Raw genomic sequence first — 19,320 nt, 5'->3', positions numbered from 1 at the left:
CAACTCCCGTCCGATGTAAGAGGGTTGACCGGGCGGGGGCCGCCAGGCTGGGGCCCGGCGGGCCTGATGGCGCATCTGAAGGGGTGCCGGAGAGGGCCTACAGCTCGCGGTGGACCTTCGTGTTCGAGGCCTGGGCGCGGGGGCGGACCACCAGGAGGTCGATGTTGACGTGGCTGGGGCGGGTGACGGCCCAGGTGATGGTGTCGGCCACGTCGTCGGCGGTCAGGGGCTCGGCGACGCCCGCGTAGACCTTCTCGGCCTTCTCCGCGTCGCCGCGGAAGCGGGTCTTCGCGAACTCCTCCGTCCGGACCATGCCGGGGGCGATCTCGATGACGCGCACCGGCTGGCCGACGATCTCCAGGCGGAGGGTCTCGGCGAGGACGCGGGCGCCGTTCTTGGCGGCGACGTAGCCGGCGCCGCCCTCGTACGTGGCGTGGCCGGCGGTGGAGGAGAGGACCACGACCGTGCCGTCGCCGGAGGCGGTGAGGGCGGGGAGGAGGGCCTGGGTGACGTTGAGCGTGCCGATGACGTTGACCTCGTACATGGTGCGCCAGTCGGCGGGGTCGCCGGTGGCGACGGGCTCGGCGCCGATGGCGCCGCCCGCGTTGTTGACGAGTACGTCGACGGAGGGGTAGCGGTCGAGTGAGGCGGCGAGGGCGTCGACGGCGGCGCGGTCGGTGACGTCGAGGGCGTGCGCGGTCGCGGAGTGGCCGGCCCCGGTGAGCTCGGCGGCGAGGGCCTCGATGCGGTCCTTGCGGCGGGCCGTGAGGACGACGTGGTAGCCGGCCGCGGCGAGCTGCCGGGCGGTGGCCGCGCCGATGCCGCTGCTCGCGCCGGTGACTACGGCGGTTCGGGTGGCGGCCGTGCTCATGTGCGGGCTCCTCGGTCGTTCGTACGGGCGATCACCCGCCAGCATAGGCGCGGCGGGGCGGCTCAGCGGCCGCGCGGGGCGTACATGATCACGGCCATGCCGGCGAGGCAGACGAGGGCGCCGACGACGTCCCAGCGGTCGGGGCGGTAGCCGTCGGCGAGGGCCCCCCAGGCGAGGGAGCCGGCGACGAAGACGCCGCCGTAGGCGGCGAGGACCCGGGCGAAGTCGCCCTGGGGCTGGAGGGTGGCGACGAAGCCGTAGAGGCCGAGGGCGATCACGCCGGCGCCGATCCAGGCCCATCCCCTGTGCTCGCGCACGCCCTGCCAGACGAGCCAGGCGCCGCCGATCTCCAGGAGGGCGGCGAGGGAGAAGAGGGCGGCGGAGCGGGCGATCAGCATGGCTCAAAGGTACGCAGGGCAGATGGGGGAGGGCGCGCCCTCGTTCGTGTGATGGTCCGACTTCTCGGGCTCGTTGGGGTCTAGCCTCCGCGCGAGAACGCGAGACGCGAGACCGAGACACGAGGAGGAGGTGGTGGCGGTGCGCCGTGTCGCCGTACGGAGTGTGGTGGTGGCGGGGTTGCTGGCGCTCGGGGCGGGTGTGCCCGGGCCGTCGCAGGCGTGGGGTTCGGGGTGGGCCGGGCCGGAGGCCGACGTGTCGTACCACGGCCGGGTGGCCCTGGCCGGGTCGCAGCTGCGGGTCCTGCTGGTTCCGGAGAACGACGGGCCGGCCGCGCTGGCGAACGCGACGCTGCGGGTGCGGTTGTCGGCGGACCTTGCGGACCGGCAGCAGCTGCCGCAGGGATGCGCGCAAGCCGGGCTGCGGGAGGTGGTGTGCGAGACGGGGCCGTTGCCGCTGCAGGGGCGGGGCCGGCACGTGGGGCTGGCACTGGAGCTGCGGGAGCGGGTGCCCGAGGTGGTGGTGCGGGTGGACACGTGGTGGAACGGTGGTGCGACGGACCGGAACCGCGCGAACAACGAGCACGTGGTGCTGGCCCTGGACACGGGTGACACCTACGCCTTCTGAGGGCGGGCCGGGCGGGCCCGGCGGGCCGGGCGGTCGCGGTCGTCAGGCGGTGCCGAATTCGACCAGTGCCTCGTCGACGATCCGCTCCAGCCGGGCGTGGTGGGCGCCGCGCCAGTAGACGCGCTCGCATGCGGCGCACTGCGCGAAGACGTCGTAGGAACGGTGCGTGCCGTGTTCCAGGCGGTCGCCGACGCTCTCCTTGTCGGCTTCGTGGAGCGGGCCGTTGCAGGCGGTGCAGCGGGTCCACGGGGCCAGGGCGGGCGCGAAGCGGCCCAGGACGTCGCGCAGTTGCTCGTCGGGGTTGTCGCTGTAGATGTACGCGCCGGCGAAGATCTCACGGCGGCGGAGCAGGCCGCGGTCGCGGGAGAGCAGGACGCGCCGTTCGGCGGCGGACCGGGTGGCGAGGGCGGGGTCGCCGATGTCCTCGTTCTCGTAGGCGGCGTCGACGCCGAGCAGGCGCAGGCGGCGGGCGAGCGTGCCGAGGTGGACGTCGAGGAGGAAGCGGAGGGGGGCGCCGGGGACCTGCTGGGGGCGCTCCACGCCGAACACCTCGACGCTCTGGCCGTCTTGGGGCACGTAGGAGACGGGGACCTCGTGGCCGTCGACGAGGAGGCGGCCGACCTCGGTGAGCGGGACCCCCGCGGATTCGACGACGTGGCCGAGGCTGGAGGCGCCGTCGGTGGCCGTCGGTACGCGGTCCGCGCGCCGGCTGGGCGGGGCGAAGAGGCGCAGTTCGGGGGCGAGGGTGAGCTGAATGCCGGGTCCGTTCACCCTGTCAGCATGCCATTGCGGGGCGGCTGGTCGCGCCTGATTTCAGGAGGCCGCGGCGGCCCGGTCGTAGGTGTCGCGGTGGGCGCTGACCTCGTCGAAGTGGTTCTCGGCCCAGACCTTCACCGAGGAGAGCAGGTTGCCGAGGCTGCTGCCGAGGTCCGTGAGCCGGTAGTCGACGCGGACGGGGACTGTGGGGGTGACGTGGCGGGTGACGAGGCCGTCGCGTTCGAGGGAGCGCAGGGTCTGGGTGAGCATCTTCTGGCTGACGCCGGGGATCTTGCGGCCGAGGTCGCTGTAGCGCATGGAGCGGTCGTCGGCCTCGCCGAGGGCGCTGACGACGAGGCCGACCCACTTGTCGCTGATCCGGGCCAGGAGCTGGCCGGTGGGGCACTCCTTGAGGAAGGCGTCGTAGGCGGAACGGGCTTCTTCGCGGCGGGCCGCGGCGGTGCTGGTGGCCATGGGCACCCACTTCCAGGTCCGGTACGCACCTTCGAGTGCGTACTTACGAAAGGAGAGTACCTCTCCCTAGGTTAGTGGTCATCGGAACGAGCGAAGACGACGGAACGGGGAGAACGATGAGTGAGCGGACGATGCTGGCGGCTGTGGTGACCGGGTTCGGCGGCCCGGAGCGGGTCGAACTGGCCGAGGTGCCGGTGCCCCGTCCGGAGGCCGGACAGGTCAGGATCCGGGTCGCGGCCGCCGGCCTCAACCCGGTGGACGCAGGGGTCCGCGCCGGGATCTTCGGCGGCGCCGGTCAGCGGCTCGGCCTCGGCTGGGACGTCGCCGGCGAGATCGACGAGACCGGCCCGGAGGTGACCGGCTGGAGCCGCGGCGACCGGGTGGTGGGCCTGCACTACGGCCCGGTGAAGCCGCTGGGCACGCACGCCGAGTACGCGGTGCTCGACGCCGCCGCGGTGGCCGCCGCGCCGGCCGCGGTGGACGACCTGGCCGCTGCGGCGCTGCCGCTGGCCGGCCTGACCGCCGCCCGCGCCGTGGAGCAGCTGGGGCTCGCCCCCGGCTCCTCGGTGCTGGTCACCGGCGCCGCGGGTGTGGTCGGCGGCCTGGCGGTGCAGCTGGCCGCGCGGGCCGGCCTGGTGGTGACCGCCCTGGCGGGTCCGGGGGACGAGGAGCTCGTACGGTCGCTGGGCGCGGCCGCCTTCGTCCCGCGCGGCGGGGCTCCGGCCGGGCCGGTGGACGGGGTCCTGGACGCGGCGGTCCTGGGCGGGGCCGCGCTGGCCCGGGTCCGCGACGGCGGGGTCTACGTGGGCCTGATCCCGAACCACGCCCCGGCGGCGGAGCGCGGCATCCGGGTGGAGGAGCAGGAGGTCGCCGCGGACGGGGAACTGCTGGCCCGCCTGGTGTCCCTCGTCGACGAGGGCGCGCTCACGCTGCGGGTCGGGGACGTCTTCCCGCTCGCGGAGGCGGCGAAGGCGCACGAGCGGCTCGCGGCGCCGGGGGTGCGCGGGCGGATCATATTGACGGCGTGACCGTGACCGTGACCGTGACCGTGACCGTGACCGGTGCCGGGGCCTTCGGCCCCTTCTCCCTCATGGAGCAACCCTGTGGACGGCAGCGGTTCATGACTGCACGTCAAGGGACGCCTCCACGGTGTGACGAAGGGGCGTCGGGGTGCGGCCGGGGGCGGCGGACGCCGAGATTTTCTTACGCGTGTTCGTGGCTCGTCCGGGTGGCGCACATCCGGACAGTGCCCGCCTGTGCCGCCCCGCCGCGCCCCGGGCGTGGCTGACCTGCGCCGGGTCCCTGGCCGAAGCGCGGGCGGCACACCGAAATGGAGGGCGGCCGGGGCGGATATCGAACACTGAATGATCAATTCCAAACGCCAACGGTCCCTGTTGCAAAGGGAATTGACCTTTGACTTCCGATCGGTGTGGCCTAGCCTGGCTATCAGCCGACCGGGGGGAAGGGCTTCGGCTGCCCTGCCCTCTCACTGCATCAGTCACCACCCGACGAGGGGGAGTAACGAGTGCTCAGTAAGAGGATTTCGGCCGGATTCATCGCGATGGCGGCCGTCGCCGGCGTCGTCGCCGCGGCACCGTCCGCATCGGCCGTGGACCGTACCTGCTACGACGGCAATTTCTGCATCTACAAGGACCGGGACTTCTCCAAGAACAACTCGATGTACCGGACGAAGTACGAGTCCGCGCGCTGGGACATCGACATGCCGGCCGTCTACGAGGCCGACAGCTCCTGGTGGAACCGGCGCGGCCAGTCCTCCAAGACCTACGGCGGTCGCTGGATGTCTCTGGGCGTCGAAATCTGTCTCATTCCCGGTGGTTCCGTGAACTACTACTGGGACGCCAACGACGATGGTGCGAGCAACACGCTGAACGACGGCTCGCGCTGCTGACCATCGCTCGAAGGCCGGGCCGCCCCCGCAGCCGCGGGGGCGGCCCGGCCGCACCCTCCGGAGGACACGGACATTGAACAAGCGCACCCGGGTTGTGACGGCGATCGCGGTGGTGGCGGTGTTGACGGGCTCCGCCTCCGCCTGCTCGGAGGAGTCCCCCAAGGACATGGAGACGGCCCGCCGGGCCCAGGCCGCGCTCGACAGTGCCAACGAGGCGCTGGATCAGGAGCGTGAGGCCGAGACCAAGCTGATCCGCAAGTGCATGAACGACCAGGGCTTCAAGGTCTTCCCGTCCGACGGCGCCAACAGCAGCAAGGGCGGGAAACGCAGCGAGGACCTCACCCCGACGTCCGAGGCCGCGCGCACCGTGGGCTACGGCGCGGACCCGCGCCGGTCGGAGAACCAGAAGACCCAGGAGGCCGGCGACGACTTCGACGCGCTGCCCGAGGACGTCAAGCGGGCCCACAGCATGGCCATGGACGGCTACGTCGACAAGCCCGAGGGCGGGGTCGAGTTCGACTTCGGCGGCGGCAAGGTCATGGTGCCGTCGAAGGGCTGCCGCGGCGAGACCCTCAAGGCCGTGTACGGGGACGTGAAGGAATACCTGCGGCTCAACTGGACGGTGTACAACACCGTGAAACAGGACAGCGCGCGCATTCTCGGCGACGACGACGCATATCAGAAGGCGTTGTCGGAATGGGCCTCCTGCATGAAGGCCGGCGGCTATCCGGAGATTCCGACTCCCGAGAAGGCCAGGGAGGCGGCGCTTTCGCATTATGCGAACGTCCCGGACGGTGATACCGCGGCGCTCGACAATGCGCAGCGCGCCGAGATCAAGCAGGCCACCACCGATGCCGATTGCGGTACGAAGGTCGGGCTCAACACGAAGGCGCGAGAGGCGAAGAGCAAGGCGTCCGCCGATTCGCTGGTGAAGCACGAGGCGGAGATCACCGCCTGGCTGGAACTCATCACGAAAGCCAAGGCCAAGGCACAGGAACTACTGCGAGAGACGTCGTAATACCGTGATGAGCCTCGAACACCCCGAGGGGCCCCAGGCGGCCGAGCCGTCCGGCGGGCGGGCCCGGCACCGGTCCAGGAGGGCCCTCGTCATCGCCGCCGCCGTCGTCGTGCTGTTCGGAAGTTCCGGATCGGTCTGGTGGATCGCGTCCCAGGCCAGAACACCCGAGCAGCGTGCCTCGAACGCGGCGGCGCCGCCGCCCTCCCGGATCACGGGGAAGGTCTCAGACCAGCAGCTCGTCGAGAAGATGGAACTGACCGGGAAGGTCGAGACGGCCTCACGGACCACCATCGCCGGCGTCCAGCCGCAGGGCACCAGCCGCGCGGTCGTGACGGGCCTGCCCGCGGCCATGGGCAAGACCCTCAAGGCCGGCGCGGTCGTCGCCGAGGTGTCCGGCCGGCCGGTCCTGCTGCTCCCGGGGCGCTTCCCCGCGTACCGGGACCTGAAGGCGGGTGACAAGGGCCCGGACGTCCAGCAACTGCAGCGCGCGCTAAAGCCGTTGTACGGGACCGCCGTGAACGGCACGTACGGACCGGCCACCGTCGAGGCGGTACGCAAGCTGTACGCGGCGGCCGGGTACGAGGCGCCCTCCGGGCAGGGCCAGAGCCAGGGTGGCGGCGGTGCCGGCGGGGGCGGTACGGGCGGGGGCGGTGCCCCGTCCGGCGCGTCCGGCGGCGGCAGCGCGCCCCGCGGCGGCGCGGAGACCGACGGCGGCACGGGCGCGGCCCCCGGCACCAAGGCAGGGGCGAGCGCGCCGCCCGCCCGCGGCTCCGACGCGCCGCCGGCCTCCGGACCCGCCAAGGCCGGGGAACTGCTGCCGGCCGCGGAGGTCGCGTACGTCAGCACCCTGCCCGCCACGGTGGTGCAGGTCACCGCGGCGGTCGGGGACGCGGCCGACAAGCCGCTCGTCGTCCTCGGCAGCGGCGGCCGCCAGGTGCGGGCGACCCTCACCGCGGACCAGCGCACCCGGCTGCGCGATCTGCCGGACGACGCGGTGATCCGCTTCGGCACCGGCCCCTACGAGGGCCGGGAAGGCAGCCTGGGCTCCCTAGCCGGCCCCGCCGACGCCAAGAGCGGCGACCAGCAGGGGAACGCGAAGACCGGCGGACAGGACGGCGCAGGCACGTCCGGCGCCGCGGGTACGGCGGGTACGGCGGGCGCGGGAGGCGGCAACGGCGCGAGTGGCGGTGGGGGTGGTGGCGGTGGCGCAGGCCAGCACGAGGCGCTGTTCGTCCCCAGCGGGGCCGAGGCCAAGGAGGGCGCGGTCCAGCAGATCAGCGTGGAGCTGCGGCGCAGCCCCAAGGGCGCGCTGACCGTTCCGGTGTCGGCCGTGTGGACCGACCTCGGCGGCGGGTCCACCGTCACCGTCAGCGACGGCGGCAAGGAGCGCGACGTCCCTGTCGAGGTGCTGTTCACCCATGAGGGGCTCACCGCGGTCACCGCGCTCGACGCGAACCTCGGCGCCGGCGAGACGGTCGTCCTCGTACGCCGCGGAAAGGGCGCCGAAGGGGGCACCGATGACTGACCCGGCCGGCAGCCCGGCGGCCGGCCGGGCTGTCGACCCGGCGGCCGGTCCGGCCGGCGGCCCGGCTCTCGACCCGGCCCCCGTCATCGAGATGGCCGGCATCGCCAAGACGTACCCGGGGCCGCCGCCCGTGCACGCGCTCACCGACGTCACGCTCGACATCCGGCCCGGCCGGCTCGCCGCGATCGTCGGCCCCTCCGGCTCGGGGAAGTCGACGCTGCTGAGCGTGCTCGGACTGCTCGACGTCCCCACCCGCGGCCGCTACCTGCTGCAGGGCAGGGACACCACCGCCCTGTCCGAACGGGCCCGCACCGCGCTGCGCGCCTCGACGCTCGGCTTCGTCTTCCAGGCCTTCCACCTGGTCCCGCACCTCACCTGCGTACAGAACGTGGCCCTGCCGCTCGTGCACCTCGGCGTGCCCCGCGCCCGGCGGCGGCCGCAGGCCGTCGCGGCCCTGGAATCCGTGGGCCTCGGACACCGCCTCGACGTCCGGCCCACCACCCTGTCCGGCGGGGAGCGGCAGCGGGTCGCGGTCGCGCGGGCGATCGTCCACCGGCCCGCCGTGGTGCTGTGCGACGAGCCGACCGGCAACCTGGACACCGCCAACTCCGCCCGCGTCATGGACCTGCTGACCGGACTGGTGGCGCAGGACCGGGCCGTCGTCGTCGTCACGCACGAACCCGAGGTCGCCGCCCGCGCCGACCGCGTCTTCAAGGTGGTGGACGGCCGTGTTTCGTAGCCGCAGGACGCGTGAGCGGTCCGCGGACGTGGAAGCCGGATCGGACGCGGAGGGGACGGCGCCCGCGGCCCCCCGGACGTCCGCCGCGGACCTGCTCGTCCAGGCGTTCCTCGCGCTGTTCGGCCGCAGGTTCCGCACCCTGCTGACGATGGTGGGCATCTCTGTGGGGCTGGCCGCGGCACTCGCCACGCTGGGCATCACCGCCAGTGCGGCCGGCGCCGTCTCCGACCAGTTCGACGCCCTCAAGGCGACCCGGGTGACGGTCAAGTACCCGTCGGAACCGGTCGCCGGGGTCCGGCCGCGGCCCGACGGCGGCGACACCCAGCGGGTACGCGGCCTCAACGGCGTCCGCACCGCGGGTCTCGTCAGCAAGGCCGGTGAGCAGCCGGTGGTCTCCCGGCTGGCGTCGGGCGGGTCGAACGACCTGCCCGAGGGGACGGTCCTGGCCGCCCAGCCCGACGCCCTGCCGGCCATGTCGGCCGAACTCACCCAGGGCCGGTGGTTCGACACCGGGCACGACGCGCGGCGGGAGCGGGTGGCGCTGATCGACACGGCCGCCGCGTCCCGGCTGACCGTCGACGGCGGGGCCGGCAACTCCGTGATCCACGTCAACGGTGTCGCGTTCAGCGTGCTCGGCGTCTTCCGCGCCCCCACCGGCGACACCGACCTCACCGGCTCCGTCGTCGTCCCCTACTGGGCGGCCCTCCAGGACCCGGCCGGTCTGGGCTTCGCCCCCGCCGAAATGATCATCCGTACGGATCTGGGTGCCGCCGACCAGATCGGCGCCGAGGCCCCCTTCGCCCTGGCCCCGGGCGCACCGGACAAGCTGGTCGCGCTGGTGCCGCCGGACCCCCGGTCGTTGCGCCAGGGCGTCGAGTCGCAGACCCGGGCCCTGTTCCTGGGCCTGGCCGCCGTCTCCCTGGGCGTGGGCGCGCTGGGTGTCAGCAACACCGCCTACGTGTCCGTCCTGGAGCGGCGCTCGGAGATCGGCCTGCGCCGTGCCCTGGGTGCCTCCCGGCGGGCGGTCGCCGGGCAGTTCTGCATCGAGAGCGGTCTGGTCGGGCTCGCCGGCGGTGTCGTCGGCACGGTCCTGGGCATCCAGATCACCGCCGTGACCTGCCTGGCCAAGAACTGGCTGGTGGTCCTCGACCCCGTCCTGACGACGGCGGGGCCGCTGGTGGGCCTCGTGGTGGGGCTGGCCGCCGGGCTGTACCCGGCCCTGGCGGCCGCCCGTATCCTGCCCGCCGAGACGCTCCGCGCGGGCGTGTAGGCGGGGCGGTGTCGCGTCGGCGGTGTTTCAGCTGCCTCAGCCGCGCTGGAAGAACTCCACCTCCGCCAGGGCGAGAGGGCGCTCCGGGGCCGAACCGGCGGGCTCCTGGAGGGTCAGCCGGACCGTCGCGACATCGCTGATGCCGGTGGGGAACGTCTGCGGGCCCGGCTTGTCGCTGAGGACGAGCTGCTTGTGGACCGTGGCGCCGTCCCGGTCGGTGACCTCCATGTCGATCCGCAGTGCCCGGCCCTGCTTCGCGTACTCCTCGGGGGCGGGCGAGGCGCCGTTGGTGATGATCACGGCGACCAGGCGGAACGGCTTGCCGAAGGTGTACGTCGCCGAGGTGCCGGGGCCGGGCGCGGCCCAGTAGCGGTTGCTGAGGCCGTCCGTGCTCAGGCCCACGGGGTGCCCGGGGAGTTCGGCGCTCGCCTGGGCGCGGGTCGGGGTGACGGCCTTGGCCTTGCCGAGCTTGTCCAGGGTGTCCTGCACGAGGTGCTGTCCGGCGGGCAGCAGCAGGAACCCGGCCGCGCACAGGGCCAGTACGACGGTCAGGACCACCAGGAAGCGGACCAGGCGGCCGGAGCCGGCCCGGGTCCGGCGGCGCAGCGGCCAGACCGTGCGCCACCAGGGCAGCGGGGCCGCGATGGTGGAGGGCGTCAGCGGAGCCGCGCAGCGGCGGCAGAAACGGCGGTCCGGCGGGTTGGGCGTGCCGCAGGCCGGGCACGGCACCCCGGCGACGTCGTCGCTCACGGCGAGGGGACGTACGACGGGCCGCGGCGCGACGGGCATGGCCGGCAGGACAGGGGCCGGGGACGCCGGCGCCGGGTGTGCCGGGGGCCGCGGCGCGGGCTGGGCCGGGCGCGCCGGAGCCACCGGCGCGGGCCCGGGCCCGGCGGATGGCGCCGCCGCTCCCGCGGGCGCGACCGGACCGGACTCCGCCCCGGCGGGCTGTGTGGGCGCGACCTGGCCGGGCCGCCTGCGCAGCCAGGACAACCACCGATCCGCGACGCCGGACTCGGGTGCGGCCGACTCCGCCCCGGGCGTGTCCCCGCGGCCTCTGCCGCCCGGCGGGGTGCCCTGCCCGGGCGCGCCGCCCTCCGGGGGCGTGCCCCCGCGGGATGCGGCCCCCTGCGCGGTGCCCGCGCCACCTCTTCCGTCCGGGGGCGTGCCCTCCTGCGGCGCGCCGCCGTCGGAGGCTGCCTCCCGCGCCGCACCCCCTCCGGCGGTTCCGCCCCGGGGCGCGCGGGTCGGTGCCGTTCGGGCTGTGTCCCGCTGGGGGGTTCCGCCCGGCGGGGTGGGCTCTTGGGGCGTGGCGGAGCCGGGCGTGGGGCGGTCCTGGGCCGTGCTCCGCCGAGGCACGTCGGGGTGGGGTGCGCCGCCCCGGGGGGTGCCTTCCGCGGTCGTGCCCTGCTGGGGCGCGCCGCCTGGCGGGGTGCTCTCGTGGGGCGTTGCGTCTTCGGCCGTCTCCTGCCGGGATGTGCCGCCTCGGGCCGGCGCCGCCCCCTGGACCGTGCCCTGCCCGGCCGTGTCCCGCCGGGTGGCCGTCTCCTGCGCGGTGGCCGGCGGGGACGTCGCGGGCCCGGACGCCGCGTTACCGGGGGTGCTCCCCTGGGGCAGGCCTTCCCGGGGTGGGGCGGTCTCCTCGGCCGCGCTGTCCCCGGGTGTGCCGGCCCGGTCCGTGGCTCCCCCGGTGGCCCCTTGGGGCGCGGCTTCACCGGGTGTGCCGGCCGGGCCGGTCCCGGGCGGGGTCCGGCCGGGGGGCGTGCCCGGGGCGGCCTCCCCGGCCGGGGGCGCGGCCGAGGGGGAGGGGGCGGAGGAGGACCAGTTGAGGTAGGCGCCGCAGTTGGCGCAGAAGTCGTCCGTCGGGGCGTTGGAGGCCCCGCACGCGGGACAGGCGCGCATGGCCGTCAGCTCCCTTTGGGCGCGGGCGGGCCGGGCAGGATCTCCACCCGGCAGACCGTGTGCACGGGGCACAGGGCGCGGACGAGGGCGTGGACCCGCTCGGCGTCCACCCCGTGCGCGGGGTTCGTGCCGCGCGGCCACACCCGTACGAGGACTTCGCCGGCCGCCACGGGGGTCGGCTCGGTACCGGCCGTGCGGGACCAGACGGCCCCGCCGTCCCCGCTGACGTCGGCGGACACGCCGAGGACCAGGCGCAGGGCCTCGACCAGGCCGCGCCGGGTGCCGCGCCACCGGTGCAGTTCCACCGCGCGGGCCACCGCCTCGCGCCGTAGGGCGGCCGGCCAGTCGGGGTCGTCCGCGCCGCCGACCCAGGAGGCCAGCCAGGACAGGAAGTCGGCCGGTGCCAGCCGGGGGTCGAAGTACGCGGGCAGGTTGTCGAGGGTCGTGAACACCGGGGCCAGGACGGTGTCGAGGCCGGCCGTGAACCGCTGGGCGAAGTCGTCGTCGGCGTACAGCGCGGGCAGTTGCCCGCCGATCGGGTGCCGGCTGGGCAGGCCGGGTACGGCGGCGCGGCTCATCCGTGCACCTCCGGCTCCGTTACGACGACCTGGTGCTGGTAGGAGAAGACGAGCGTGCCCGCGCCGATGTCGATGCGGTCGACCGGGGCACCGCGCCGCCCCGTGATCGGGTCGGCGGCGAACAGCCGGATCTCCTCCACCAGGACGTCCCCGACGGCGCGTTGCAGCACGCCGAACACCTCGCCGTACTGCACGGGCCGGCCGAACGGCCAGCCGGTGCCGTCGGGTCCGCCGTGCAGCGGGTTGAGGTGCCGAAACAGTGCGGCGAGCGCCGCGTCGCGTATCCGGTCGGCGTCGGCGGCGGGCGCCGACAGCCGGGCGACGACGGTGACGCCCTGGTAGGCGGGGGGTTCCACGACGAGGCCGGTGCCGATCAGGCGCCGCTCGTCGAGGGCCGTGGTGATCGCGGCGAGGACCTGGTCGGAGGGGATCAGCTGCTCGAAGCGGAGCCGGTCGCCCTCGTCGGCGACCGCGTCGGGCACCACCAGGACGCGTGCGGAGCCCGCGCCGCGCCCGCCGTCCGTGGCGGGCAGGCAGCGCACCCGGCGCACCGAGGGCGCCGCCCGGCGGGCGATGATCTCGTAGTCCTCGGCGGTGACCGCGCGTTCCTGCATGCGCAGCGCCTCCGGGGCGCGCAGTTTGGCGTTGTCGACGGTCTCGCCGGCGACGCCGCCGCGGGCCGCCTCCCGGTTGGCGACCCGGGCTATGTAGGGGACGGAGCTGCGCAGTACGGAGATCGCGCCGCGTGAGACGTTGCCCGCCGGGCCGCCGCCCGTGCGGTAGCGGGCCACGCGGATCCGGGAGCCCTTGGGCGGTACGGCGCCGCAGGCGCGCAGGCTGCCGTCGGCCTCGCGCAGCACCGGTGGGAAGGAGAACTCGCCGGTGGTGGCGTCCACGCGGACGTGCCGGTCGTCGGGCCCGGAGCGGCCGAAGTGTTCGACGACGTCCCAGCGCTGCCAGCCCTCGGGGGAGGACACCTCCACCACCGGGGGTTCCCCGTCGAGGAGGACGGGCGGGCGGCCGAGGCGGAAGCTCTGCCCGGCCACGCCCTCCGACGCGCCGAGCGGTACGTCGCTCACGCGTTCGGCGTGTTCCACGGTCATGGTGCCGCCGACGGTGAAGACGGCCGCTTCGCGGACGGTGGGGGACTCGGAGTAGAAGGGCTGGCCCGGTTCGGGTTCGGTGACGCGGCAGCGCAGCCAGCCCGCGCGGGTCCCGCTGATCACCGACGCGGTGTGGCCGGCCGGGACGTAGACGATGATCTCGCCGGGCCGGTTGAGGCCGCCGGTGCTGTCGGAGTCGGTGGCGCAGCGCTGCCAGCGGCCGCCGTCCCAGGCCTCCCACACCAGCGGGGGCTGGCGCGGGTCGACGCCGACGCCTTCGACGCGGCTGTCGAGGCGCACCGCGACGATGCAGCGGGGGACCGCGGTGGGCAGGCCGAAGAGTACGGCGTCGCCGGGTTCGGGTGTCGCCTGGAAGCACGGTATGCCGCGGCCCTCGGCGAGTGCGCCCGTGCGGTCGGCGGGCTCGCCCGTGCGGGGCGCGGTGACCAGTTTCGTCAGCTCGCTGGGCAGGATCCGCAGGTCGCCGGTGGTGGCGAAGACCACGGCCTCCTCGCTGTCGCCGGCCGAGGTGGTCACCTCGGTGGTCACCTCGGTGCCCGCGGGCAGGGTGACGGTGTCGGGCTGGGGGGCGGACAGCCAGAAGTCGACGTCGGCGGAGGCGGCCGAGGGCGGGTACAGCTGGATGCCCAGCAGGTCGAGGAAGGCCAGGTAGTTCTTCTCGGGGACCCGGTTGAGCCGGTACAGCAGCTGGTCCACGAGGTAGGCGAACGTCTCGATGAGGGTGACGCCCGGGTCGGAGACGTTGTGGTCGGTCCACTCCGGGGCGCGCTGCTGCACGTACCGCTTCGCCTCGTCGACGAGCTGCTGGAACCGTCGGTCGTCCAGGTTGGGGGAGGGCAGGGCCATCAGTCCGCGACCATTTCCTCGGCCCCCTCCTCGGAGGGGATCGTGTAGAAGGGGAAGACCAGGTTGCGCCGGTCGTTGGTGGTGCGCACCGTGTAGTGCACATCGATGTAGAGGGTGCCCGCCTCGACGGAGTCGAAGGCGACGACGACGTCGTCGACGGTGATGCGGGGCTCCCAGCGTTCCAGGGCCTCGCGGACCTGTTGGGCGACGCGTCCGGCGGTGTCGCCGTCGCCGGGGGCGAAGACGTACTCGTGGATGCCGCAGCCGAATTCGGGCCGCATGGGCCGTTCGCCGGGCGCGGTGCCCAGGACGAGGCGGATGGCCTCCTCCAGCTCGCGTTCGCGGTCGACCATGGCGATCCCGCCGGTGGGGCCGACCCGCAGGGGGAACGCCCAGCCGCGTCCGATGAACCGTTCGCTCATCACACGCCTCCGATCAGGACGTCGAGGGCGCCGGTGAGGACCATCGCGCCGCAGGCCGTCTGGTCGCGGGCCCGGGCGGCGGGCAGCCCGCCGATGAGGACGGTGCCCGAGGCGAGGGCGGCCGGGTTCGGGACGATCACGTTGGCCGGTCCGAGGGCGGCGTGCGGCGGGACCACGCAGACGTGCAGGCTGCCCACGACGGCGGCGGGCCGGCCGCCGATCAGCACCGTGGCCACCTGCGCGGCGGCGCCGGGCGGTGGCGTGGCGAGCCGGCCACCGTGGTTGGTGGGGTCGCCGGTACGGGCTGCGGCTGGCATCGGGGCTCCTCGGGGGCGGCGGTGGCGGCGTAGGGGGGGGGGCGGGGGCTGGGGCGGGCGTCAGTTGATGCGGATGAGGCGGGCCTTGAGGACGGCGAGCAGGCCGCCGTTGACCGTGACGTCCGAGGTTCCGGAGACCTTCACCGACCGGCCGCCGATGCTGACGCCGGCGGTGCCGTCGATGTCCACCTGGCGGCCGGACACCTTCACGGTGCCCTGCCGGGCGTCGAGGGTGATGCCCTTGCCGTCCATGAGGACGGAGGTCAGCGGGCGGCCCCGGCCCGCGTACACGGTGAGTTCGATCCGGTCCCGGCGGTCGTCCATGCGTACTTCGAGCCGCTCGTCGCCGGTGACCAGCCGCAGCCCGGAGGGGCCCGGCGCCGCCGCGTCCAGCAGTTCCACGCGGTGGCCCGAACGCGACACGATCGAGCGGCGGTTGACCTTGCCGCTGGTCCTGTCGATCAGCGGCACGTCGTGCGGTGAGGGCTGGTCGACGCCGTTGTAGAGGCCGCCGATGACGTACGGGCTGTCGAGCAGGCCCTGCTCGAAGCCGACGAGCACCTCGTCGTTGACCTCGGGGCTGACCACGCCGCCGCCCCCCTTGCCGCCCCACTGGACGGTGCGGACCCAGCCGGTGGTGTACGTGTCGTCCAGCCACGGGAACTTCAGTCGGACCGCGCCGCGCTGGGAGCCGTTCGGCTCGCGCACGTCCGTGACCACGCCGATCGCCAGACCGGGGATGCGCGGCCCGCGCCCCGGCGCGTTGGCGCCGGTCACCAGGCCGGTCAGGGAGCGGTCGGGGCTGGCGCTGACCCACACGGTCGTGCGGAAGCCGCCGTGCGGCTCCAGGACGTGCTGGACGGCCGTGGCCGTGTACCGGCCGGAGAACGCCGGCCCGACGTTGCCGAGCGCCACGGGCTTGCCGGCCCGCAGCAGCGGGTTGCCCTCGGCCACCGCCTCCAGTTCGCCGAAGCCGGAGCTGATCTGCGCCGCCGTCGCCTTCGCGACCGCGGTCGTCTCGGCCTGTGTGCGGTAGGGGGTGTCGGTGACGGACACCGACGCCGCCCCGAAGCGGGCGGCGGTCTGCGGGCCGAGGCCCGGCACCACCGTGTCGCTGACGACGGACGGCTGCTCGGCGACGAGCGGCCGCTTCGTGGTGACGTCCCAGCCGCGGACCTGCACCTTGGAGGCGCCGTCGGCGGCCGACAGGGCGGCCCGCAGGGCGAGGAGGTTGCGCCCGTACTCCAGGACCATCGGGTCACGCACCGCCGACGTCGACGGGGCGGGCGCCCCGGACGCCTTCACGGGCCGGGTGAACTGCAGCAGGCCCTTGTCGTCGACGCGTACCTGTGCGCCGCTCTCCCCGGCGAGGTACTGCAGGAAGTCCCAGTCGGAGACGTTCGCCTGGGACAGCTGCTTGTACGTGACCGGCGCGGCCTCCACCTTCCCGACGGCAAGGCCCGCTCCGGCGGCCACCTTGCGGACGATGGCGGCGGCCGTCATGTTCCGGTACGCGACGACCTTGCGGCCGCGCTGGAGGCGGTGCGCCTTGGAGTAGGCGCGTACGACGGTGAACGAGCCGGTGCGGTCCCGGTCGATCTCCAGGGCCGTGACCTCGCCGTTGAACAGCCGTTCCCGGGCCTGCCCCTTCACGGTCGCCACCGACACCCGCAGCGGGGTGCCGATGGTGATCCCGGTGGCGCGCAGGAACTCGTGGTCGGGGTCGCGGTAGGTGAGCACCGCGGTGTCGGGCAGGCCCACGTTCTCGTCGACGACGCAGGAGACCAGCTGCGCCGCCCAGATCTGCGGCAGTTCGCCGGGGGCCTCCACGATGGGGTCGGCCGCGAACGACCGGCCTCCGGGCTCGGATCCGCTCACCGCTGTTCCTCCTCGCCGTGCTGGTCACGCGTGCCCGGCACCACGATCTCGGTGCCGGGGACGAGCGCCATCGGGTCGTCGATGCCGTTGGCCTCCGCGATGACCCGCCAGGCCGTCGCGTCGCCGTATTCGCGCCAGGCCAGCATGGCCAGGCTGTCGCCCGCGACCACGGTGTGCGTGCTGCGGGCGGTGCGGGAGCCGGAGGTCGGGTTCTGGCCGGGCGGGTCGACGCTCGCCTCCTCGATGGACAGCGAGCAGGTCGCCCGCAGCGGCTTGCCGTCCACGTCGAAGAGCGTGTACGACACCGACAGGTTCGACAGGACCCCGTCGAACGACGTCGTTCGCGCGCTGCCCCACTCGAAGCGCACCCAGGGGCTCGCCGGCTTCTTGCGGCCCAGGCTGGCCGGGGTCGGCACGCACGCCTTCATCAGCTTCTCCACCGCCTGCTCGACCGAGTTGTCGTGCTTGGCGGTGGCGTCCAGGAACACCTCCAGGCTCAGGGTGCGGGGGCCGCTGCCGACGAACTCGGGCAGCGCCGACTGGCCCGCCATCCGGGACGGGGAGCGTCGCCACTCGGTGGTCTTCCCCAGCTGCAGGGTCGAGGGGTTGAACTGCAGGTCGAGCCGGGCGATCGTCCCGCCGGGCTTGGCCCCGACGGATGCCGGGGGCTCCTTGAGGGTGAGCTGGGCCCGGGCGCGGCTGGCGCGTGCCGAAGAGGCCATGCCGTGGACTTCCTTCCGGGGCGGCGGGACGGGGACGGGGACGGGCGGGGACGCAGGGGGACGGGCAGGGGGACGGGCTGGTCAGGAGGGCAACAGCCCCTGGTGGGCGATCTCCAACGTCTCCACCGCCGCCGCGGAGTTGGCGGGATCGAAGGACGGGCCCTGCCAGCGCACCGGGACGATCCCGAACACCTGCCAGCCGATGATCCGGCTCAGGTCGGGCCGCAGCGCCACGATCTCGCCGTCCTTCGGCTCGACCCGGCGCAGCGTCTCGTCCAGCCAGCGGCCGATCTTCGCCGTGTCCGTGGTGACGGGCCGGGTCAGCGTGATGTTCGACCAGGTCACACGGCCGGGCAGCTGCCAGGTGAAGCCGTTGTTGCCGCCCTCGGCGTAGCTCTCCATCTCGACCTCGGCGCCCATGCCCGAGCAGGTGTGGAAGGCGCCCAGGTCGTTGCCGCCGATCGCCAGCCGGAAGAACACGCTGGTCGCGAAGATGTTGTCCGTCATCGGTCCGTCGTCGTCCGTTTCTCGTTCGTACGTGTTCTCAGCGGCGCCCGTCGAAGGGCCTGCCCGCGCGTTCCCGGCCGCGCCGCAACTCGGTGCGCAGGAGGCGCGCGACCGGGTCGAGCAGCCGCCGCGCCAGGTCGTCCAGGTCGAGGTCGCCGCCGCCGTGGGCCGCGGCGTCGCGCCCGCCGCCGGCCCGGCCGGCCCGGCCCGTGTCGCGCTGTACGGGCGGTGGCGGGCCGCTCGGCGGCGGTACGGGGACGGGCGGGCCGGCGACGGGCGGGCCCGGGACGGCGGCGGGAGCCGACGCCCGGGGGCGCACGACGGGTACGGATCCGGCGGCGGGGGCGGCGGGGGCCGGCTGGACCACGAGCGGTGGCGTGTACGGGCCGGTCACCGGCAGAGGTGCAGCCGCCGTGGCGGGGGCCGCGGCCGACGCGGGCGCGGGGCGCACGGCGCGCGCGGGCCGCGGGACGGGGGCGGGCGCGGCGGGCGCGGAGGCTCGTTGGACCGGCTGCGGTGCGGCGGCCGAGGGCGCGGACCAGCGTGCGGGGACCACGGGCCGGCCGGCCGGGCGGGAGGCGGCGGGCGCGCTGCCCAGGCCCGCCGCGTCACCGGTGCCGAGGGCCAGGGGCCGCGCCGCCAGCAGCTGGAGGGACGGGGGCGCGGCCGGCGCGGCGGCCGCCGCGCCGCCGACGGCGCGGGCGGCGACGAGCGGGACCGGTCCCGAACTCCGGGGGGCGGTGGCCCGCTGGACCGGCGGGGCGGCGGCCCGGGGGTGTACCCCGCCCGCCGCGCCGCCCAGCAGGGGCGCCTGCGGCCGGGCAGCGGCCGGCCGGGGCACTGCGGCGCTCGCCGGCAGCGAGGGCAGGGGCGCCCCCAGCCCCGAACGCACGCGCGGCGCGACCCGTCCCACGGGCCCGCTCGCCGCGGGCTCGGCGGTTGGTGTGGCGGGTGCTGCCGGGCTGCCGGTGGTGGGCTCCGTCTGGCGTTGCACGGTGGGCATGGCGGGGCCCGGGGTGGCCGGTGCGGGGTGGGACGGTGTGGCGGTGGGCGGGAGTTCGGTCAGGGGGGCGCCGAGTGGGGCGCGGGTGCGCATCGGCTTCTCGGCCGTCGGCCCGCTTGCGGCGGTTTCGGCCTGCCGCTGCACGGTGGGTGTGGCGGGTGCTGCCGGGCTGGTGGTGGCGTGCTCCGTCTGGCGCTGCACGGTGGGCATGGCCGGGCCCGGGGCGGCTGGTGCGGGGTGGGACGGCGTCGCGGTGGGCGGGAGTTCGGCCAAGGGGGCGCCGAGCGGGGCGCGGGTGCGCATCGGCTTGTCGGCCGTCGGCCCGCTTGCGGCGGTTTCGGCCTGCCGCTGCACGGTGGGAATGGCCGGTGCTGCCGGGCCGGTGGTGGCGTGCTCCGTCTGGCGTTGCACGGTGGGCATGGCGGGGCCCGGGGTG

19 protein-coding genes and 1 pseudogene are annotated in these 19,320 nt (G+C 75.0%); 7 read left to right on the top strand and 13 right to left on the bottom strand.

The genetic code is table 11. The annotated features are described in order from the left end of the window. Window positions 1-97 precede the first annotated feature (97 nt). Together AVW11_RS26010 and AVW11_RS26005 are read right to left on the bottom strand one after the other, a co-directional pair. Window positions 98-871 (bottom strand): SDR family NAD(P)-dependent oxidoreductase, encoded by a 774-nt coding sequence (locus AVW11_RS26010; protein WP_030851923.1) that lies wholly within the window; start codon window positions 869-871, stop codon window positions 98-100. Between the two features lie 62 nt (window positions 872-933). Next, window positions 934-1,269: a YnfA family protein gene (locus AVW11_RS26005; RefSeq protein WP_060180868.1), complete on the bottom strand. Its 336-nt coding sequence runs from the start codon at window positions 1,267-1,269 to the stop codon at window positions 934-936. A gap of 133 nt (window positions 1,270-1,402) precedes the next feature. On the opposite strand from AVW11_RS26005, the gene AVW11_RS26000 reads away from it, so the two are divergent. Then, window positions 1,403-1,894, top strand: coding sequence for a hypothetical protein (locus AVW11_RS26000; protein ID WP_078094865.1), 492 nt, complete (start codon window positions 1,403-1,405; stop codon window positions 1,892-1,894). A 42-nt stretch (window positions 1,895-1,936) separates the two neighbouring features. Here the strand turns inward: AVW11_RS26000 and AVW11_RS25995 are convergent, their stop codons facing one another. Next, window positions 1,937-2,665: a Mut7-C RNAse domain-containing protein gene (locus tag AVW11_RS25995; RefSeq protein WP_030851930.1), complete on the bottom strand. Its 729-nt coding sequence runs from the start codon at window positions 2,663-2,665 to the stop codon at window positions 1,937-1,939. A 42-nt stretch (window positions 2,666-2,707) separates the two neighbouring features. Further along, a complete protein-coding gene (locus AVW11_RS25990) occupies window positions 2,708-3,124 on the bottom strand; it encodes a winged helix-turn-helix transcriptional regulator (protein WP_030851932.1) in 417 nt (138 codons plus the stop codon). 131 nt (window positions 3,125-3,255) lie between these two features. On the opposite strand from AVW11_RS25990, the gene AVW11_RS25985 reads away from it, so the two are divergent. From AVW11_RS25985 to AVW11_RS39010, 6 genes are all read left to right on the top strand, one after another. Then, window positions 3,256-4,152: an NADP-dependent oxidoreductase gene (locus AVW11_RS25985; protein ID WP_060180869.1), complete on the top strand. Its 897-nt coding sequence runs from the start codon at window positions 3,256-3,258 to the stop codon at window positions 4,150-4,152. Between the two features lie 497 nt (window positions 4,153-4,649). Beyond that, the gene (locus AVW11_RS25980; RefSeq protein ID WP_143568903.1) at window positions 4,650-5,033 is read left to right on the top strand and encodes a peptidase inhibitor family I36 protein; all 384 of its coding nucleotides are present in this window, start codon (window positions 4,650-4,652) and stop codon (window positions 5,031-5,033) included. 73 nt (window positions 5,034-5,106) lie between these two features. Further along, the gene (locus AVW11_RS25975; protein ID WP_143568902.1) at window positions 5,107-6,051 is read left to right on the top strand and encodes a hypothetical protein; all 945 of its coding nucleotides are present in this window, start codon (window positions 5,107-5,109) and stop codon (window positions 6,049-6,051) included. A 7-nt stretch (window positions 6,052-6,058) separates the two neighbouring features. Next, the gene (locus AVW11_RS25970) at window positions 6,059-7,576 is read left to right on the top strand and encodes a peptidoglycan-binding domain-containing protein (protein ID WP_076046168.1); all 1,518 of its coding nucleotides are present in this window, start codon (window positions 6,059-6,061) and stop codon (window positions 7,574-7,576) included. Continuing rightward, complete coding sequence (locus AVW11_RS25965; protein WP_107052359.1) at window positions 7,569-8,315, top strand: ABC transporter ATP-binding protein; 747 nt, start codon at window positions 7,569-7,571, stop codon at window positions 8,313-8,315. Before AVW11_RS25970 ends, AVW11_RS25965 begins: the two co-directional genes overlap by 8 nt. Next, complete coding sequence (locus AVW11_RS39010; RefSeq protein WP_143568901.1) at window positions 8,305-9,585, top strand: ABC transporter permease; 1,281 nt, start codon at window positions 8,305-8,307, stop codon at window positions 9,583-9,585. The genes AVW11_RS25965 and AVW11_RS39010 overlap by 11 nt, the downstream gene beginning before the upstream one ends. Before the next feature lie 36 nt (window positions 9,586-9,621). Here the strand turns inward: AVW11_RS39010 and AVW11_RS25955 are convergent, their stop codons facing one another. The 9 genes and pseudogenes from AVW11_RS25955 to AVW11_RS25915 form a co-directional block, all read right to left on the bottom strand. Next, window positions 9,622-10,374, bottom strand: a complete 753-nt coding sequence (locus AVW11_RS25955; protein WP_076046166.1) for a zinc ribbon domain-containing protein — start codon at window positions 10,372-10,374, stop codon at window positions 9,622-9,624. Window positions 10,375-11,492: 1,118 nt separating this feature from the next. Continuing rightward, window positions 11,493-12,065, bottom strand: coding sequence for a phage tail protein (locus AVW11_RS25950; RefSeq protein ID WP_076046164.1), 573 nt, complete (start codon window positions 12,063-12,065; stop codon window positions 11,493-11,495). Next, window positions 12,062-14,035: a putative baseplate assembly protein gene (locus AVW11_RS25945; protein WP_076046162.1), complete on the bottom strand. Its 1,974-nt coding sequence runs from the start codon at window positions 14,033-14,035 to the stop codon at window positions 12,062-12,064. Before AVW11_RS25945 ends, AVW11_RS25950 begins: the two co-directional genes overlap by 4 nt. After that, window positions 14,035-14,457, bottom strand: coding sequence for a GPW/gp25 family protein (locus AVW11_RS25940; protein ID WP_030851958.1), 423 nt, complete (start codon window positions 14,455-14,457; stop codon window positions 14,035-14,037). Before AVW11_RS25940 ends, AVW11_RS25945 begins: the two co-directional genes overlap by 1 nt. Next, window positions 14,457-14,774 (bottom strand): PAAR domain-containing protein, encoded by a 318-nt coding sequence (locus AVW11_RS25935; RefSeq protein WP_030851960.1) that lies wholly within the window; start codon window positions 14,772-14,774, stop codon window positions 14,457-14,459. Before AVW11_RS25935 ends, AVW11_RS25940 begins: the two co-directional genes overlap by 1 nt. A 60-nt stretch (window positions 14,775-14,834) precedes the next feature. Next, window positions 14,835-16,652 (bottom strand): VgrG-related protein, encoded by a 1,818-nt coding sequence (locus AVW11_RS25930; RefSeq protein WP_076046160.1) that lies wholly within the window; start codon window positions 16,650-16,652, stop codon window positions 14,835-14,837. Beyond that, the gene (locus AVW11_RS25925) at window positions 16,649-17,374 is read right to left on the bottom strand and encodes a CIS tube protein (protein ID WP_030856159.1); all 726 of its coding nucleotides are present in this window, start codon (window positions 17,372-17,374) and stop codon (window positions 16,649-16,651) included. Before AVW11_RS25925 ends, AVW11_RS25930 begins: the two co-directional genes overlap by 4 nt. An 81-nt stretch (window positions 17,375-17,455) precedes the next feature. Beyond that, the gene (locus tag AVW11_RS25920) at window positions 17,456-17,881 is read right to left on the bottom strand and encodes a phage tail protein (RefSeq protein ID WP_030856157.1); all 426 of its coding nucleotides are present in this window, start codon (window positions 17,879-17,881) and stop codon (window positions 17,456-17,458) included. Between the two features lie 37 nt (window positions 17,882-17,918). After that, window positions 17,919-19,320: pseudogene (locus tag AVW11_RS25915) on the bottom strand (hypothetical protein); the annotation flags it as partial.

The sequence above is a fragment of the Streptomyces amritsarensis genome (assembly GCF_001953875.1).
GTDB classification, from domain to species: domain Bacteria; phylum Actinomycetota; class Actinomycetes; order Streptomycetales; family Streptomycetaceae; genus Streptomyces; species Streptomyces amritsarensis.
This window is presented reverse-complemented; position numbering and strand designations above follow the sequence as displayed.

Bases quoted from the DNA above. Each gene is read 5' to 3' on its own strand.
- AVW11_RS25920 (WP_030856157.1), bottom strand. From the start codon at position 17,881: ATGACGGACAACATCTTCGCGACCAGCGTGTTCTTCCGGCTGGCGATC.
- AVW11_RS25945 (WP_076046162.1), bottom strand. From the start codon at position 14,035: ATGGCCCTGCCCTCCCCCAACCTGGACGACCGACGGTTCCAGCAGCTC.
- AVW11_RS25950 (WP_076046164.1), bottom strand. From the start codon at position 12,065: ATGAGCCGCGCCGCCGTACCCGGCCTGCCCAGCCGGCACCCGATCGGC.
- AVW11_RS26005 (WP_060180868.1), bottom strand. From the start codon at position 1,269: ATGCTGATCGCCCGCTCCGCCGCCCTCTTCTCCCTCGCCGCCCTCCTG.
- AVW11_RS25965 (WP_107052359.1), top strand. From the start codon at position 7,569: ATGACTGACCCGGCCGGCAGCCCGGCGGCCGGCCGGGCTGTCGACCCG.
- AVW11_RS25985 (WP_060180869.1), top strand. From the start codon at position 3,256: ATGCTGGCGGCTGTGGTGACCGGGTTCGGCGGCCCGGAGCGGGTCGAA.
- AVW11_RS25935 (WP_030851960.1), bottom strand. From the start codon at position 14,774: ATGCCAGCCGCAGCCCGTACCGGCGACCCCACCAACCACGGTGGCCGG.
- AVW11_RS25955 (WP_076046166.1), bottom strand. From the start codon at position 10,374: ATGCCCGTCGCGCCGCGGCCCGTCGTACGTCCCCTCGCCGTGAGCGAC.
- AVW11_RS25990 (WP_030851932.1), bottom strand. From the start codon at position 3,124: ATGGCCACCAGCACCGCCGCGGCCCGCCGCGAAGAAGCCCGTTCCGCC.
- AVW11_RS25940 (WP_030851958.1), bottom strand. From the start codon at position 14,457: ATGAGCGAACGGTTCATCGGACGCGGCTGGGCGTTCCCCCTGCGGGTC.
- AVW11_RS25925 (WP_030856159.1), bottom strand. From the start codon at position 17,374: ATGGCCTCTTCGGCACGCGCCAGCCGCGCCCGGGCCCAGCTCACCCTC.
- AVW11_RS25970 (WP_076046168.1), top strand. From the start codon at position 6,059: ATGAGCCTCGAACACCCCGAGGGGCCCCAGGCGGCCGAGCCGTCCGGC.
- AVW11_RS26010 (WP_030851923.1), bottom strand. From the start codon at position 871: ATGAGCACGGCCGCCACCCGAACCGCCGTAGTCACCGGCGCGAGCAGC.